This window comes from Lysinibacillus sphaericus (assembly GCF_015844675.1).
In the GTDB taxonomy this organism is placed as follows: Bacteria; Bacillota; Bacilli; order Bacillales_A; family Planococcaceae; genus Lysinibacillus; species Lysinibacillus sphaericus_E.
Window position 1 is genome coordinate 51,281 of sequence record NZ_LDGC01000061.1, and the last position, 18,463, is coordinate 69,743.

Genomic DNA, 18,463 nt, shown 5'->3' on the forward strand with positions numbered 1-18,463 from the left:
TTACTTCTTTCAGCCGCTGAAATAGAGGAACTCAGTCTAAGAACGCCACATCCTGTGGCAACGACTGAGTGACCAACGTCATGTTGCTGCCGCTTCGCTTTCGCAACAGAAAACATTTGTTGGCCTAGAGCCTCCGGCGGATGTCATGGAATCGAAAAGGATTTCTTTGTGCCAGCACAAAGCCGATTCCAGACGCAATTATGCCGAGGCACAATTGATATAAGAAAAGGAGAATTCGCTATGATCAATCTTCAAAATATTACGAAGAAATACAAAACCGCAAATGGCGAATTAACAGCAGTTAAAGACGTCAACCTTTCAATTAATAAAGGTGAAATTTATGGCATTATCGGCTATAGTGGCGCTGGTAAAAGTACAATGATTCGCTTGTTAAACGGTTTAGAAAAGCCTACATTTGGTACGGTAACGGTTAACAATCAAGAATTTTCATCCATAAAGGGGCAAAAGCTTAGAAATGCTAGACAAAAGGTCAGTATGATTTTCCAACATTTCAATTTACTTTGGTCTCGAACTGTTGCGGAAAACATTGCTTTCCCACTAGAAATCGCAGGTGTTCCAAAGGCAAAACGTGAGGCACGTGTGAAAGAATTGATCACACTAGTTGGCTTAGACGGACGTGATAAAGCGTATCCATCACAACTATCTGGGGGACAGAAGCAACGTGTAGGCATCGCTCGTGCACTTGCTAATAATCCAGAAGTATTATTATGTGATGAGGCAACATCCGCACTCGATCCGGAGACAACAGATGCTATCCTAGATTTACTTGTCGATATTAATGAACGATTAGGTTTAACGATCGTGTTAATCACACATGAAATGCACGTTATTCGTAAAATTTGCCACCGTGTAGCGGTTATGGAAGCTGGAGAAATTGTAGAACGTGGTGAAGTATTACAAGTATTCCAAGCGCCACAAGCGGACATTACAAAAAAATTCGTGTCTCAAATTACCGATACGAAGGAAACACAGGAAACTGTGGCACAAATTAAAGAAAATTACCCTAATGGACAACTTGTAAAGCTAATCTTTGTTGGAGAAAAAACAGAGCAGCCTGTCATCTCGCATCTTGTGAAACAGTGTGATGTAGAAGTAAGTATAGTACATGGTAATATTTCGCAAACGAAAAATGGCGCGTACGGTACACTTATCGTACAAATTGAAGGCACAGAGTCGAATGTGGCGGCTGCACTTAGCTACTTGCATACAGTCGAAGTACAAACGGAGGTGATTGCCAATGCTAACTAGTCTCTTTCCGAATGTTGACTGGGAAAAAATGTGGGAAGCTACGTATGAAACGTTGTACATGACAACAATCTCTACGGTGATTACATTTATACTTGGATTAGTAATTGGGATCTTATTGTTTTTATCAAGTCCAAACCAACTATGGGCCAATAAACTGGTGAACTTTTTAACAGGCTCAATCGTTAATATTTTTCGTTCGATTCCATTTATCGTTTTGATTATTTTATTAATTCCGTTTACGAAATTTTTACTCGGCACAATTCGTGGCGCAGATGCGGCTTTACCGGCACTAATTATCGGAGCTGCACCATTTTATGCGCGTATGGTATTAATTTCATTACGTGAAATCGATAAAGGCGTTATTGAAGCGGCTCGTTCAATGGGTGCTAAAACGTCAACGATTATTTGGAAAGTATTAATTCCAGAATCTTTACCAGCGCTTATTTCTGGTCTTACTGTAACGGCTGTAGCACTTGTTGGCTATACTGCGATGGCAGGTATTATCGGTGCAGGCGGTCTAGGAAACTTAGCATTCTTAGATGGTTTCCAACGTAATCGCCAAGATGTAACTTTAATGGCGACTATATTAATCTTAATAGTAGTATTTATTATTCAATGGATTGGCGACTTAATTACAGCCAAAACAGATAAACGCTAAAAAGAAAAAAGCGTATCTCGCTACGAATATCAAAAAGGTTATTTCGGTTTTATACCGCTAACATATTTTAAATTAGTAAAAAGGGAGTGCAATAAAATGAAGAAATTATTAGCAGGATTATTTTTATCAGTACTAGTATTAGCCTTAGCTGCTTGCGGTGCTGGTAAAAAAGATGATACAGACTCAAACGCATCATCTGGTGATAAATCAGACAATAAAGAAAATGTAACATTAACAATAGGTGCTTCTAATACGCCTCATGCGGTTATTTTGGAAAAAGCAAAACCAGCTTTAGCTAAAGAAGGTATCGATCTTAAAATTGAAACGTATCAAGACTATGTATTACCAAACCAACATTTAGAATCAGGTGAACTTGACGCAAACTATTTCCAACATCTACCTTTCTTAGAGCTTAGCATGAAAGAAAATGGCTATGACTTTGTAAATGCTGGTGCCATTCACATTGAACCAATCGGAATTTACTCTAAAAAATATAAATCTCTTGAGGATCTACCAAAAGGTGCAACAATTTTACTTTCTAGCTCAGTTTCAGACCACGGTCGTATGCTTTCATTATTAGAAGCTAAGGGCTTAATTAAATTGAAAGATGGCGTTGATAAAACAGCAGCAGAAATAAAAGATATCGCAGAAAACCCTAAAAACTTCAAATTCGATGCAAATACAGCTCCAGAAATGCTTGTACAAATGTATGAAAATAATGAAGGCGATGCAGTTTTAATTAACTCGAACTTTGCAATCGATAACAACATTAATCCATTGAAAGATGCAATCTCTCTTGAAGATAAAGAATCTCCTTATGTAAATATTGTAGCTGTACGCTCTGGTGATGAAACAAAACCAGAAATTAAAAAATTGATAGAAGTATTAAAATCTAAAGAAATCCAGGACTTCATTATTGAAGAATGGAAAGGTTCAGTTGTACCAGTTAAATAAAATTTTATCGATAAGGGTATGTAAGTATAAAACTTACATACTCTTTTTTATCTTGTTATCAAAAGAATTTTAAAAGTTTATTTTCACTCCAAGTTGGCGCTTTCCCCTCGACAAGCTGGAATAAAATAGTGTTTTTTTGCAGTTCGAAAGGGTATGTAATTTAAAAGATTACATACCCTTTTTTCTTATTATAAAAGGCTGTCTTTTATCAGAAAAATATAACTTTTTGTCAGAAGAGATGTTATTCTGTAGTTTGTAGCAAAAATATAATAATATTTTAAAAGTAATTGATTTACCAAAAATTTTGTATAGAAATTGTTTAGTCATATTTATTACTATAGTTGTTGTGTTTATAAATCAAAAGAATGATAGAAAAATAATGAAGAAGAATAAAATGCTTCTTCCATCAACTGGAGTGAACACAAATGAATAAATTAATCGTTGTGGAAGACATCATGCAGGAGCATGAGGTGAAGGGTTATTTTGAAATTTTGCGTGAGAGTGTTATTCGTTCACGTTTAACGATGACTGCAGTCTTTTTTAAAGTAGCGAATTCCTCACAAGGAACTGATATAGAACATAATCAAGTGAATCATCAAATTTCAGCTTTTCTAAAATCTAAAATACGAAAAACAGATTTACTTTTCCAACTAGCAGATGGCATGCATTGGGGAATATTTTTTCTGCAAAGTAGTGAAGTAGAGGTAAAAGCATTTTTAAAACGGATTTTCGCAATACTAACGCAAGAAAGGGAATTTCAACAAATAGCGTTAAAAGCTTCCGTTACTGAAATAAGAAATAATAATGTTGATTTTGAAACATTATTAGAGAAAAATAAGCACAAACTAGCTGATGAAGAACAGCCAATTTGGTCAGTAGAACAGGTTACAGATTATCGTGTACAACCGATGGAGCAAGTAAAGGTTAGCATTATTGAACAAAATGAAATCTTTAGAAAAGTGCTAGAAACGACGCTCGAAAATTTAGACATTCCTCATTATACTTTTGACGTGTCGACCTATGAAGATGGCTATGATTTTTTACAGTCCGATCACTATAAATCTGGTCATATGCATTTAGTTTTGATGAACGATATTTTACCACGTAAAAATGGCTTAGAAATTTTGCACATTTTGCGAGAAATGCCGAATGAGAAAAAGTTCATCATTTATATGATGTCAGAACGAAACTCAGAGGGTGCAACACTGAATGCTTATGAAGGTGGCGTCGATGAATATGTCGTAAAACCATTTAATTTACGTCTGTTAGAAGCAAAAATTAAAAAGACTTTTGCGAGGTTTTGGCTATGATCAAGCTGTCGATTCCTTTTCTTTTAACGGTCAGCGGTGTTTTATTAACAGTTCTATTTTTATTTGCGATTTATATACTTGTTCAGCACAAGCGGGAGATTCGTTTTGCAGAAGTGCGTGATACTTTTTTACAAAACTCTTCACAGCAATGGTACAACTATTTAATCAATGATGAAATTTTCTCTATAGTGCTCGTACCCAGAGGGAGAGCACAAGTAGCCGCTATAGAAATAATCTTTTCATCTTATTTGAAAAATATAAGCAATGAAAAGGTTGAACACAAAATAAAAGAGTTTTCTAATCTCTATTTAAAAAAATTTTATGAAAAGGATTTGTCCAGTAAACGATGGAGCATTAGGATGAATGCTTTATATCATATTGCTGATTTACAGATAGAGGACTTATTAGAGACATGTCTTCAATTCGAAAAAACCAAAATTTCGGAGGAGGAATATTTTCAACTGTTAAAAATATACTCTCTCTTCCAACCAGAATTGTTTATCGAAAAAATTAAAGAATCCAACATTCATTATTCTGAAAGCGAATATAGAAGAGTATTTGTCTTGTTAGAGGATGACGTATTTATTCGATTATTTGAAGACTTTAATAGCTGGACAACAAATATCCAATTTGCTGCAATTGATACTGCAGCTGTCAAAAGAAATATGCAATACATTAATCTGTTAAAACAGCTATTAACGCATGAGGTTCCAGAAATACAAATAAGAGCATTAAAAGGTCTTTATGAAATTGGTGTAATTGATGAAATCGATCCTTATATTTCATTTGTGACATCAGATATGTGGGAAATAAGATTAATGGTTGCGAAAATCTTTAAGCATGTACCACTAAACTATACCTATGCTTATTTAGAACAGCTTCTTCAAGATGAAAATTGGTGGGTTCGCTCACAGGCTGCTAAAACAATTGCAGAAAATAGAGATGGAATTGCGAAATTACAGCAATTTATGGAGACCTCAAATGACCCGTATGCAATTGATATGGCTCGTGAAACAATCGTCAGAAAGCGAGGGAACAAATGAAAGTATTTTTAGATTTTTGTATGTGGTTCTTTGGTGGATTTATTCTATTTTATATGCTGTTTGTTATTATTTCGTATTGCGCAATGTTTGTCATTGCCATGCTAGCAATGCGAAAACGCTATAAATTAGATCCCTCGGAATATGATGATGCACATATAGATGCCTTTTACTCCAAACCAGTATCCTTATTAGTCCCTGCATACAATGAAGAGATTGGCGTTGTAGACACAGTCTATTCATTGTTGAATTTACGATATCCACAAACGGAAATTATCATTATTAACGACGGGTCTACTGACTCTACACTACAAACCGTAATTGAGCATTTCCGAATGAAGCCCGTTGATAAAATTGTTCGTACACATATCCCTACAAAACAAGTTAAACAAATTTATGAATCTGAAATCTATAAAAATTGTATTTTAGTAGATAAAGAAAATGGTGGTAAAGCAGATGCATTAAATGTTGGTATTAATGTATCTCAATATCCATATTTCTGCTCAATTGATGGTGATTCAATTTTAGATGAAAAATCATTGCTTCGTGTGATGAAGCCGATTGTTTTATCTGATGGTGAAGTGATTGCGGCAGGAGGAAATATCCGAATTGCCAATGGCGCAAAAATGCAGCTAGGTTCCGTTACTGAAACACACTTATCAAATAACTACTTAGTGATCATGCAAATAATAGAATATGCGAGAGCCTTTTTAATGGGGCGAATAGCTTTAAGTAAATACAATCTTGTACTTATTATTTCGGGAGCATTTAGTGTGTTTTCGAAGGAATGGGCTGTGGAAGCGGGCGGTTATTCAACCAATATTATTGGAGAAGACATGGAGCTTGTCGTGAATATTCACCGTTTGATAAGAAAGAAAAAAGAAAAGAAACGTATAGAATTTGTTCCAGATCCTGTGTGCTGGACGGAAGCACCTCAGTCATTAGCGGTTTTGCGAAACCAGCGTAGACGTTGGCATCAAGGGTTATTTGAAAGCCTATGGAAGCATAAGGCGATGACGTTGAATCCTAAATATGGCTTAATAGGCTTGCTTTCATTTCCATACTTTTGGCTAGTAGAATGCCTAGGACCACTAGTTGAGCTAGGCGGTTATATTTATATCGTAGTGGCATTTTTCTTAGGGAAAATCTATTATGAAGTAGCTATAATTCTGTTACTGCTTTTCGTTATTTATGGAGTAATTTTTTCTATAGCTTCTATATTATTCGAAGCATGGATTTTGAATACTTATCCGAAACCGAGAGAGCTATTACGCATGATACTTTTAGCATTTACTGAAATTTTCTGGTATCGACCACTCACTCTTTTTTGGCGCTGTGAGGGATTGCTCCGGTTTGTGTTAAGAAGAAGTGATTGGGGTAATATGAAGCGTGTCGGCATCGGTGAAAAGGAGAAAAGTGTATGAAGCGTATATATATAGGGATTATAGTCGTTCTAATTCTCATTATTACACCTATAGGATGGTGGTATTTCAGCGATGAAAAACCGCTCAACGTTGCGATTCTAGATAAAACGGTTCCGAATGAAACTTATCGAGAGCATTTAGGTGTGAACTGGTTTTTAAACCATTATAAATACACACTCGATGAGCATCCGTATGATGTACAAAAAAATTACTATGGTACGCTTCCGAATGATAAAACGAAGAACGTGTCAGAAAAAAAGTTTCCGACTGACTATAGGAATTATGATGTTATTTATTTGGCTGATACGTACGGGGTTTATAAGGATGATTTAAATGAAAAAAAGCGCTTAGGTAAACGTTCAGAAAAAATTGTAGGCGGCTTAGAAATGGATGAATGGCAGTCTATAGTAGATCGTTTAGCAAGCAACAAGAAAAGTATGTTGATTGCTGAATACAATACATTTGCGTCACCAACGTCAGTGGAAGTTAGAAAAGAGTTACAGGATTATTTAGGAATTTCATGGTCTGGATGGATTGGGCGATATTTTGATGAGCTTGATTATCATAAAAATACAGAAATTCCACAATGGGTCATAGATGAACATGGTGATAATTGGCCATTCAAAGGTGGAGGCTTTCTTCTATTTAATGAAATAACTGAAAAGCTCATTGTGCTAGAGTTGGACAAGCATGTAAACACAGAAGGCATTCAAGTGCAATTTACTGAAGAAGGGAAAAAGTTCTTCAACACCTCTGCTCAAGCAGAATATGGCTATTGGTTTGATATTATCACACCTAAATATGCAGAGGATGCTCTCGCTAATTATGAATGGGACTTAACAAAAGAAGGGGAAAAACTATTAGAGGACAACGATATTCCACAGCAATTTGCGGCAATCGTTTCACAGGATAAACGCTACACGACAAGCTATTATTTTGCTGGAGACTTTAACGATATGTCGCAGGTACCGACCCTTTACAAAATAAAAGGATTACCGACCATTTATAAATATGCTGAGAAGTATGCAGATAGTTCATTTTATTGGTCAATCTATATACCAGTCATGCATAAAATTTTTGAAACGTTTGAACAAAAAGAAGTTCAAGAAAACGTTAATCATGGCAAATTAAATTACAACGCACGAATTAAGGGCGAGTCATTTGAAATCTTACGAGATGGAAAATGGGAGCCGATAGTCTTTAAGGGCGTTAATATCGGTATGGGTAAACCAGGAGCATTCCCTGGCGAGGCTGCTATTACGGAAGAAGAGTACTATAGATGGTTCCGACAAATTGCTGACATGAATGCCAACACGATTCGTGTATATACATTACACCCGCCAGGTTTTTATCGGGCACTTGCAAAATACAATGAAGAACATCCAGATAAACCACTGTATGTATTGCATGGTGTATGGATTAATGAAGAAGGTTTGGTTGATTCATTAGATGCCTATGATGAAGCTACTCTAAAGGATTTTCAACTTGAAATGAAACGAATGGTGGACGTTATCCACGGTAATACTTATGTGAAGCCAGTAACAGGACATGCCTCAGGATTATATGATGTAGACGTTTCAAAATATGTAATAGGCTGGGTGCTAGGAATCGAATGGTATCCGCATATGGTTGTTGGTACGAATGAAAAACATGCCAATATAGGCGAATATAATGGAAAGTACTTTGAAACGAAAAATGCTTCACCATTTGAGCATTGGTTAGCAGAGCAAATGGATCTTATTACTGCTTACGAGAAGGATAAATATAATTGGATCCGTCCAATGAGTTTCACAAACTGGGTAACAACCGACTTATTAGACCATCCATCTGAGCCTTCTAAGGATGAGGATTTAGTAGGCGTAAATCCAAATGTCATTTATACGAAAGGTGAGATGCAGGCACCAGGTCAATTTGCTTCCTATCATGTTTATCCTTATTACCCTGACTTCTTTAACTACGATCAAAAATATTTAAATTATAAAGATTTCCGGGGCAATAAAAATAGTTATGCAGGGTATTTAAAAGAACTTCATGAAGCGCATAAAATGCCTGTTCTTGTTGCGGAGTTTGGAATACCAGCAGCTCGTGGTATGACACATGAAAATGTTTATGGCTGGAATCAGGGCCATATGTCCGAACAGCAGCAAGGTGAAACGCTCCAACATTTATATGAAGATATTATGCATGAAGGCTTGCTCGGAGGCCTTATCTTTACATGGCAGGACGAGTGGTTTAAGCGGACGTGGAATACGATGGATTATGATGATCCAAACCGTCGACCATTTTGGTCTAATACACAAACAAATGAACAGCAATTTGGCGTACTAAGCTTTGATCGATTTAAAGTAAAAGTAGACGGCAATACAAAGGAATGGAAAGGTACACAAATGTACAATACCTCACCTTCTGACTCAACAGATTTTGCTGTCGATTATGATGAAAGATATTTGTATCTCAAATTAAAAAGTGATGTTTTAGAACAAGCATCACCTCGTATTTTACTTGATGTAGTACCAAATCAAGGGAATACTTCAGCTACATCAATAAAAGATATGACGTTTTCAAATGGTGTAGATTTTATGGTGGAATTAAATAAAAGTGGAGACTCTCGAGTGGTCATAGATGAATACTATGATTTCTATGATTACTTTTATGGTCATACATTAAAAATGATTCCATCTCGTATGGCAGTTCCTACAAAAAATAGTGGTAAGTTTGCGCCGATTTATTATGTGTTAAATAAACAGTTGTACTTACCAGAGCAAAAAAGGACTACCGACTTTAGTTATTATGAAACAGGGAAGCTGCTTCAAGGGAATGCCAATCCAAAAGCAAAAGATTATAATTCGTTAGTAGACTATACGTGGACGGATGATCATGTGATTGAGCTGCGAATTCCTTGGCTACTAATTCAAACGAGAGATCCAAGCCAGCGTGAGTTTATGGGAGATTTATATAAAGATGGAGAAACAGCTTCGACGAAAGTCGATAATATTTATATTGGTGCGGTCTTTGTAGATAAAGAGGGCAAAGTTGTAAAATCTTTACCAGAGACAAATGACCAAGTCTTACCGAAACTCTCGGCTTATACTTGGGAGCCATGGCAAACGCCTAAGTATGAAGAGCGTTTAAAACAATCCTATTATATTTTACAAAAATTATTTAAAGCATATTAAATGAAAGCTTAGGATAGGTGATTTTTTACCTATTCTAAGTTTTTATTTGCTTATTACCAAAAGTTGGGTGTTATTTGTTAAAACGTACGATATATCCGTTGATCTTCGTTCCGACTGGACGCCCCCAGGAAGCTTTGCTCTGTGCGAAAGCGAAGCGTCAGCAACAAATGTTTTAACTGTGCGAAAGCGAAGCGTCAGTAACAAAGCGCCCAGTCGGAACGGAAATCAACCCCACGTTATGGTGATGAACTGTTTTGTTTGAAAATATAAAAATATTTTATAATTCCGCCTATTTACTGAACTGTATATTCTCACGATTGTTTATGTTAAATTACTACTAATACATTCGAGAAAGACAGTTGTTTTTTTAAGGAGGACATTATAGTGAAGTTTAAATTTGGTCTATTGGCAAAAATTATTGTCGCTATCTTTTTAGCGGTAATACTTGGAGGTTTGATGCCGGAGCCATTTGTACGTATATTTGCAACATTCAATGGCTTATTCGGTAATTTCTTAAATTTCGTTGTACCACTTATTATTATTGCATTTATTGCACCGGGCATTGCTCAGCTTGGGAAAGGCTCAGGAAAATTATTAGGTTTGGCAACATTCTTTGCTTATTTCTCAACAATCATTGCAGGCATGTTTGCCTTTTTAGTAGCGCGAAATGTGTTACCCAACTTCATATCAAATGGTGCTATGGAAAGTATGAAAAACCCAGAAGAATTTTTAGCACAGGCATTCTTTAAAGTTGAAATGCCACCATTAATGGGTGTGATGTCAGCATTAATCTTTGCATTCATCGTAGGGATTGGTATGACAGTCATCAAAGGCGATGTGATGAAACGTGGTTTTGAAGAATTTAATGTAATCATTGAAAAGTTAATTTCATTTGTCATTATTCCTCTTTTACCATTCCATATTTTCGGTATCTTCTTGAACATGACGTTTGGAGGACAAGTAGCAAAAATATTATCAGTCTTCGCAGTTGTCTTCGTACTTATAATTGCGATGCATTGGGTAATATTGCTAGTGCAATACACTACTGCGGGAACTTTAAATAAGAAAAATCCGCTTAAGTTACTTCGAACAATGCTACCTGCGTATTTTACAGCATTAGGCACACAATCTTCAGCTGCAGCTATTCCGGTTACATTGCGACAATCACAAAAAACAGGGGCTTCAGAAAAAGTAACGAATTTTACAATCCCACTGTTTGCAACTATTCATTTATCAGGTAGTACGATTACAATCGTAACTTGTTCTTTAGGTGTTATGATGATGAACGGTATGGATATAGGCTTTGCACAATATGTCGGCTTTATATTTATGCTAGGTATTACAATGGTTGCTGCACCTGGTGTCCCAGGAGGAGGAGTCATGGCCGCAATAGGCTTACTGCAAACAATGCTTGGCTTTGACGAAACAATGGTTGCACTAATGATCGCACTGTATATAGCACAAGATAGCTTTGGTACAGCTACAAATGTAACGGGAGATGGTGCATTAGCTATGATTGTCGACCGTTTCAACAAACAAACAAATTAATAAATACCAGAGTGAACGGATAGAATCACTAAAAAAAAATCGCCTGCTACGGCGATTTTTTTTTGCTTAGGTCGCGAAATAATGTTGGAACTCTCTTACAGATTAATTAGAGAGGAGTGCTACTTTTCATGATGAATAGCTAATGGTGAATATAAAGCCTTACGGATTTAATGGTTAATAGCACACAATTTTTTTGACTAGTAAAAATTTTTTTGTGATAAATAATTAAAATTATTTCTTGTGAAATTTAATAAAATTACATGTTTATGTAGGGATATATCAAAAATTTATAGTTCTAAAGAAAGGAGAAATGGATTTAGTTGGGTGACTGGTTATTGGTAAAATAGTTATTTTTTCATTTAAAAAGGAAATTGTATAGAAAATGTTAAGTTTTGTTTAGTACTATATAGGTATTAGAGAGGTGCGTGTTTTAAATTTTAAGATAATGTTACTTCGTTAGATGTACGATGAGGGAATGCATGTACGAAAAATGAATCATAAAAGGAATAACAATTGTAGAGAAAGTCTTTGAATTAGGCTTTTAACTTCTTTCAGCAACTGTTTTCGTGGCGAAAGTGAAACGCCAGCTACCGGTGTTTTTGTAGCGACATGTAGGCCTATGCACGAAATCGATTCTGGACGCAATTTTGCCGAGACATAATTGATAATAACTTAGACAAAGGAGGAATTTGTTTATGGCGATAAAAGTTGAGTTAAGGGGATTAGCTTTATCAAAAAAAATCAAAACAAGAAGTGCAACAATTGGAATTGTTGGACTTGGTTATGTGGGGCTCCCGTTAGCCCTGGAAATCGTCAATAAAGGCTTTGCAGTAATTGGCCTCGATAAAGACAATGAAAAAATCATCAAATTAAAAAGCGGTAATAGTTATATTGCTGATATGTCTAATACAGCCATAGAGAAAGCGGTTAATGAACAGAAATTTGAGCCGACAAATGATTTTTCTAAACTTGCACAAGTAGATATTATTATTATTTGTGTACCAACACCTACAACTGCAGATGGAACACCTAATATCTCGTATATTGTTGATGCAGCAAATGCAATCGTACAGAACGTATCCTCAAATACTTTAGTTATTCTTGAAAGTACAACTTACCCTGGAACAACAGAAGAAGTAGTTCAACCAATCTTAGAAAATGGTAACTTTGTTATTGGAAAAGATCTATTTTTAGCTTATTCTCCTGAACGTGTCGACCCTGGAAATTTTAATTTTTCAGTTTCGAACACGCCTAAAGTAGTTGGTGGAATAACACCATCTTGTTTAGAAGTTTCTAAGCTTTTTTATGAATCGGTAATCAATACAAATGTATTTGCTGTAACAAGTCCAAAGGTTGCCGAAATGGAAAAGTTACTAGAAAACACATTTAGACAAATTAATATTGCTCTTGTTAATGAATTAAGTCAGATTTGTCATAAAATGGATATAGATGTGTGGGAAGTTATTGAAGCAGCTTCGACAAAGCCTTATGGTTTTATGCCATTTGCACCAGGCCCAGGAGTAGGTGGTCACTGTATCCCAGTGGACCCTAAATATTTATTATGGGCTGGCCAGCAACATGGCATTGCTGCAACTTTAATTGAGACCGCTGATAAAATTAATGATTCCATGCCAAGCTTTGTAGTTACAAGACTTGAAAGTTATTTAAATGAGCAAGGAAAAGAGATAATTGATGCGGAAATCGTAGTGATTGGAGTTTCCTATAAGCCAAATATTAATGATTTTAGAGAATCACCAGCATTACGTATCATTGACGAATTAATGGACAAGCAGTGTGGGCTAAATGTTATTGATCCATTTATAGAAACGTTTACAGTTGGTAATTACATGTTAAACACAGTTTCACTTACAAAAGAAATCATTCAAAAAGCAGATGCAGTAGTCATTTTAACGAATCATACTACTATTGATTATTCATTAATTGATCAGCACGCTGCTTTAATTTTTGATACACGAAATACCCATTATTTATTCGAGAATGAAAAATACTACAAATTATAGGGGGGGTTCTGTGAACGCGAGTCGACTGAAAATATGTAGTCTATTATTCATTTTATTTTTAACAGGATGTCAATCGTCTGCTCAAACTAATCAGGTTCAACCTGTTGATTCAACAATTGAGGTAAAGGAACATGATGGGACAATGAGTGAAATTTATAGTCACGCAAGCATTCTTAGTCCGAAGATAGCATTAACCTTTAATGGGCTTGCTGACAATGAAACAATGCTGAAGCTATTAAAAGTATTAGATCAATGTAACATGAAGGCAACATTTTTTGTAGAAGGAACGCGAGTGGCACAAGATCCTGAGTTAGTGAAGGACATTTTAGCGAAAGGTCATGAAGTAGAAAATGGTACGCTGACGTTTCCTGATATGACCGATTTAAATTATGAAGAAACCTATAAAGAGATTTATTTAGCGAATCAAGTTTTTAAAGAGCATCTAGGTTATACACCTAAATACGTTCGAAGTCGTTCTGGTGACTCAACTGACAATATGCGTTTAGCAACTAAAACGCTCAATATGAAGGGAGTTGTAGCATCTTCCATTAATCCGAAAGATCGAAATATGCAAAGTGCCGAAGAAATAAAGGATTATATTCATCGCTTTATCAACAGTGGATCAGTCATTCATTTAAACACATACATTAATCCTGCAATTATTGATGCTGTACCACTATTGTCTCAATTGGGGAAAGAACAAGGGTATGCCTTCTCTACATTAACAGACGTATTAGATGAGCAATATATAGTAAAACCCTTAGAGTCAATAGAAGGCTATGACACTATTAAAGTGAATCCGGATTTTGAAAATGTAAAACCAAATATGTACTACCGTAAAAATACTTCTAAAAAGGAAGTTGCTTTAACCTTTGATGATTGGGCGAGTGAAGAGAGACTTAAAGAAATTTTAGATGTTCTTGATAAGTATAACGTTCGCTCTACATTCTTTTTAATTGGGAAAGGTGTGGAAAAGGATCCGCAACTAGCGCGATTAATTGTTGAGAGAGGTCATGAGGTTGCTAGCCACTCCTACAATCATCTTGATGTTACGACAATGACACCGGAGGAGCTCCAAGAGGATGTCGTGAAGGCACATAGGGCGTTAACATACGCCTTACAGGAGGAACCTTTATTGTATTTCAGACCTAATAAAGGTGCTATTAATGAAGAATCAGCGAAAATTATTGCTGCAACTGGTATCAAATCCATTGCTATGTACGATATTGCATCATTCGATTGGAATTTAGAATATAGCGTTTCAGATATTTATAATCGTGTGATGAGTAGAATTGGTCCAGGAAAAGTAATTGTTATGCACATTTTAGATGGTACAAAAACAGTTGAGGCTTTACCAGTAATCATTGAAAAGCTGCAAAAAGATGGGTATAGCTTTGCAAAAATGTCGACTTGGATTGAAGAAGATTCAAATAAGAAAGTGAATTGATAATCATGAATAAGAAAAAAGAGATTTTAACGATACCGCGCTCTGATCGACGAATTTTATCGAATATTCCTGACCCAGAAAATGTACGAAATCTCGTTAATCGACGAGGTGCTTCGTATCAAAAGGAAGAAATCGATCCTACAGATGTCAATGAAATATATCGTTTACAGCTGTTAAGTTTACGCTATGAAACTAATTTTGAAGTGCAAATTAAAAGAGTAAAGCAAAAGGTTAGTAACAAACATTATGCGGAGGATATTTCGGTTACAGGTATCCTTATATTTTCAAATAGTCCTAATAATTTTCAAATAGATGAAATTATTACGATGAAATTTACTATACCTGGTGGTGCGATGCCGGAGGGCTATGAATCTAAGGTAAAGGTAAAAGCGAAAGTTGTTCGCCAGTTTACGAAAGAAGTAGATGGTGAAACTAGATGCTACTATGCATGTGAATTTCTGCAGCCTTTAAATGACTATATGACTAAAAAACGTTGGGGACTATCAATCTTTGTGGCAAGTTTATTTCTATTGATTGTTTCTCTTATTGTGATATTAATGAGGGCTGAAAGTGTTATTTATTTCAGATTCAATAAATTCCTATATCTATATAGTATTATTGCTGCAACATTTCTTTTAAGTCGATATTTATTCGGTATTTTCTATAGGAATGTCCCGATAAATCCTAAATTTGAACCGGGCGTTTCTATTATTATTCCAGTGTTTAACGAAGAAGAGTGGATTCATAGAACAATTTTAAGCTGTATTAATCAGTATTATCCTGTAGACAAACTAGAGGTTATTGTCGTAGATGACTATTCAACGGATAGAACTGAGGAAAAAGCAAAAGAAATGATTGAACTTATTCATAGTGAGGGTGAGCGATTTAAAACAAAAAATCGTTTAAGCTTCCATAAGCTACCTCAAAATGGAGGGAAACGTGAGGCTCTTGTGGCCGGAGTGCATCTAGCCAAACACGATTTAGTCGTTTTCGTAGATTCGGATAGTTTTTTAGAACCTCATGCTATTCGAAATATAGTACAGCCTTTCCAAGATCCTAAAATGGCCGGTGTGGCTGGAAGAACAGAGGTTGAAAATAAATTTACAAATGCTCTGACAAAATTGCAAACCGTTCGCTATTATATAGCCTTCCGGATAATGAAAGCTGCTGAGTCTTGGTTTGATACAGTAACTTGTTTATCTGGTCCATTAGCGTGTTATCGAAAAGAGCTTATTTTAAAGAACGAAACAGCATGGTTAAACCAAAAATTTCTTGGACAACCCGCAACATTCGGCGATGACCGTAGTATGACAAATTATATTTTAAAAACACATCGGACGGGATATCAGGATAATGCCGTATGTTCTACTATTGTTCCATCAGATTCAAAAGTCTTTTTATCTCAACAAATGAGATGGAAACGATCTTGGCTACGCGAATCGCTACGAGCATTTTTATTTATGTGGAAAAAGGAACCTTTTATGTTTCTTTTCTTCATCATTGGTTTAATCGTACCGATAGCAGCCCCTATTGTTGTTGTTTACAATCTACTTTACGTGCCAATTATGCATGGCGTTTTTCCAACTACGTTTTTAATGGGCTTGTTATTGATGGCAATGCTAATGAGTTTGGCCCATCTTTTTTTTAGAAAAAGTAAGTTATGGACATTTGGCTTTATCTTTGTACTTTTCTATGAATTTATTTTGCTGTGGCAAATGCCTGTTGCATGGGTTACATTTTGGAAATCAACATGGGGTACGAGAGAAACACCTCAAGATGTCATCGCCAAAGAAAAGAAATTGGAAAAACAAAAGTTGCGAAAATCCCGATTTTCGATTCTAAATAGAAAAATGGGTGAGAAGAAATGAGTGAAAAAAATGTTGTATTAAATCCAGCTAAAAAAAATCGAAGGAAAATAATACGATCCATAGTTCAAGCGATTATCGTTATATTTTTAACGATTATTTTAATACGTATAGTGTTTTTAACAGAAAAAAGGGTAGAGGAAACGGTTCCTCTAGAAAATAAAGATGGTTTCATCGCATTATCATATTTTGGTGTGAGCAGAGGCGAGTCTCCTAAATACGTATCGAAAGAGAATTTAAAAAAACAACTAGCGTTACTTGAAAGTCAGGGTTATCAAACGATTACTCAACAAGATATTTTAGATTTTTATCAGAAAGACAAACCGTTGCCAGAGAAAGCTTTGTTTTTATCATTTGAAGATGGACGGACAGATTCTAGTATATTTGCTCAAAACATCATGGAGGATCTAAACTATAAAGCTACGATGTTTACGTACGCCAATAAAATGGATACACAGGACAACAAATTTCTAAAGCCGAAAGACTTATTGATCATGGAAAAAAGTGGGTATTGGGAGTTGGGCTCTAATGGTTACCGTCTAACATATATTAATATTTTTAATAATAAAGGACAGTCGTTAGGTGTAATAGATGAAAATAATGTGCCGAATAAAACGACTATCGAATATTATAATCATTATTTAATGGACTTCATTCGCAATCAATATATGATTCCAAGTGAAACGCGACAGGAAATGGAAGAGCGTATCCAAAAAGATTACAAGCTAATGCAAGATATTTATGAGGAGGAATTAGGAGGAGTTCCTAAAGCTTATGCGATTATGCATGCCAACTCACTTTATAATAATATGGATTCGTTAGTTGAACGTGCGAATAATAAAGAAATTAAAGATAAGTTTAAAATGCATTTCAATTTGGAGCTAGGGGCATATAATGATGCGGATGCTAATCTTTACAACTTAAGTAGATTGCAAGTTTCGCCCTATTGGTCTACCAATCACTTGATGATGAAAATCCGCCAAGCTAGTAAGCAAAATGTAGAATTTGAAGTTGGAGATCCTGAACGAGCAAAAGAATGGTCTGTCATGAATGGTGCAGTAGAATATGAAAATAATGTGATTACTATAACATCTGCACCTGCTAGTGAAGGTCGGTTAATATGGAAGGAAACACTTCCTGAGCAATATAATATAAGCTTTGCCTTTAAAGGGAATGTCGTTGGACAACAATCTATTTATTTAAACTATGATGAAAAAAATGATAGCTATATTCGGGTAGCATTAATCGATAATGAGATTGTTGTTTCTGAGAAATTACCGGAATCAAGCGTTGTTGAGAAGGGGCGTTTCCCGTTAAATGAAATAAAGTGGAATGAAGAAGAGTATGCATTTAATAAGGCTACTGTATACAATTATCAGGATACGCAAAAAGGCTCTAGAATTGATCAGGAAGAATATCCACGAAACCTAACAAAAACAAGAGAATTTAACATTGCTGTTAATAAGGATAAAATTAAGATAGACGTAGATAAGGTATTATCCAAAACAATACAAGTAAATCCTGATATTCAAGGATCACAAATTGGATTTGGTGCGATGTTCAGTATAAAAGAAACTTCGCATGAACAGTATGCAGATGATATTTATGATACATTCATCGAAGATATTTTGATTACAGATAGTAACGATCATACACTTTTTACAAACCAATACACGAACTTCGATAAAGTTAAGCACAAAACGCTGACTTTCATTAATAGCGTTGTGGATTTCTTTATTGAAACCTTCTAA

The 18,463-nt window shown here is 35.4% G+C and carries 12 protein-coding genes; all 12 read left to right on the forward strand.

Annotated features, from left to right (window positions below):
• Positions 1-240 precede the first annotated feature (240 nt).
• A complete protein-coding gene (locus ABE34_RS14935; protein ID WP_197143303.1) occupies positions 241-1,269 on the forward strand; it encodes a methionine ABC transporter ATP-binding protein in 1,029 nt (342 codons plus the stop codon).
• Complete coding sequence (locus ABE34_RS14940) at positions 1,259-1,927, forward strand: methionine ABC transporter permease (protein ID WP_197143304.1); 669 nt, start codon at positions 1,259-1,261, stop codon at positions 1,925-1,927. Before ABE34_RS14935 ends, ABE34_RS14940 begins: the two co-directional genes overlap by 11 nt.
• 96 nt (positions 1,928-2,023) lie before the next feature.
• On the forward strand, positions 2,024-2,881 hold the full coding sequence (locus ABE34_RS14945; RefSeq protein ID WP_197143305.1) for a MetQ/NlpA family ABC transporter substrate-binding protein: 858 nt from the start codon (positions 2,024-2,026) through the stop codon (positions 2,879-2,881).
• A 425-nt stretch (positions 2,882-3,306) separates the two neighbouring features.
• Positions 3,307-4,191, forward strand: coding sequence for a response regulator (locus ABE34_RS14950; RefSeq protein WP_197143306.1), 885 nt, complete (start codon positions 3,307-3,309; stop codon positions 4,189-4,191).
• Complete coding sequence (locus ABE34_RS14955; RefSeq protein WP_197143307.1) at positions 4,188-5,234, forward strand: HEAT repeat domain-containing protein; 1,047 nt, start codon at positions 4,188-4,190, stop codon at positions 5,232-5,234. The genes ABE34_RS14950 and ABE34_RS14955 overlap by 4 nt, the downstream gene beginning before the upstream one ends.
• Entirely contained in the window at positions 5,231-6,655 is a 1,425-nt protein-coding gene (locus ABE34_RS14960) for a glycosyltransferase family 2 protein (RefSeq protein WP_197143308.1), read from the forward strand. Before ABE34_RS14955 ends, ABE34_RS14960 begins: the two co-directional genes overlap by 4 nt.
• Positions 6,652-9,831 carry a hypothetical protein gene (locus tag ABE34_RS14965; RefSeq protein WP_197143309.1) on the forward strand — a complete coding sequence of 1,060 codons (3,180 nt, stop codon included), beginning with the start codon at positions 6,652-6,654 and terminating at the stop codon, positions 9,829-9,831. The genes ABE34_RS14960 and ABE34_RS14965 overlap by 4 nt, the downstream gene beginning before the upstream one ends.
• 384 nt (positions 9,832-10,215) lie before the next feature.
• A complete protein-coding gene (locus ABE34_RS14970) occupies positions 10,216-11,379 on the forward strand; it encodes a cation:dicarboxylate symporter family transporter (protein WP_197143310.1) in 1,164 nt (387 codons plus the stop codon).
• 695 nt (positions 11,380-12,074) lie between these two features.
• Positions 12,075-13,400: a nucleotide sugar dehydrogenase gene (locus tag ABE34_RS14975; protein WP_197143311.1), complete on the forward strand. Its 1,326-nt coding sequence runs from the start codon at positions 12,075-12,077 to the stop codon at positions 13,398-13,400.
• 10 nt (positions 13,401-13,410) lie between these two features.
• A complete protein-coding gene (locus tag ABE34_RS14980) occupies positions 13,411-14,847 on the forward strand; it encodes a polysaccharide deacetylase family protein (RefSeq protein WP_346655571.1) in 1,437 nt (478 codons plus the stop codon).
• Between the two features lie 5 nt (positions 14,848-14,852).
• A complete protein-coding gene (locus tag ABE34_RS14985; RefSeq protein ID WP_197143313.1) occupies positions 14,853-16,715 on the forward strand; it encodes a glycosyltransferase family 2 protein in 1,863 nt (620 codons plus the stop codon).
• Entirely contained in the window at positions 16,712-18,463 is a 1,752-nt protein-coding gene (locus ABE34_RS14990; RefSeq protein WP_197143314.1) for a polysaccharide deacetylase family protein, read from the forward strand. The genes ABE34_RS14985 and ABE34_RS14990 overlap by 4 nt, the downstream gene beginning before the upstream one ends.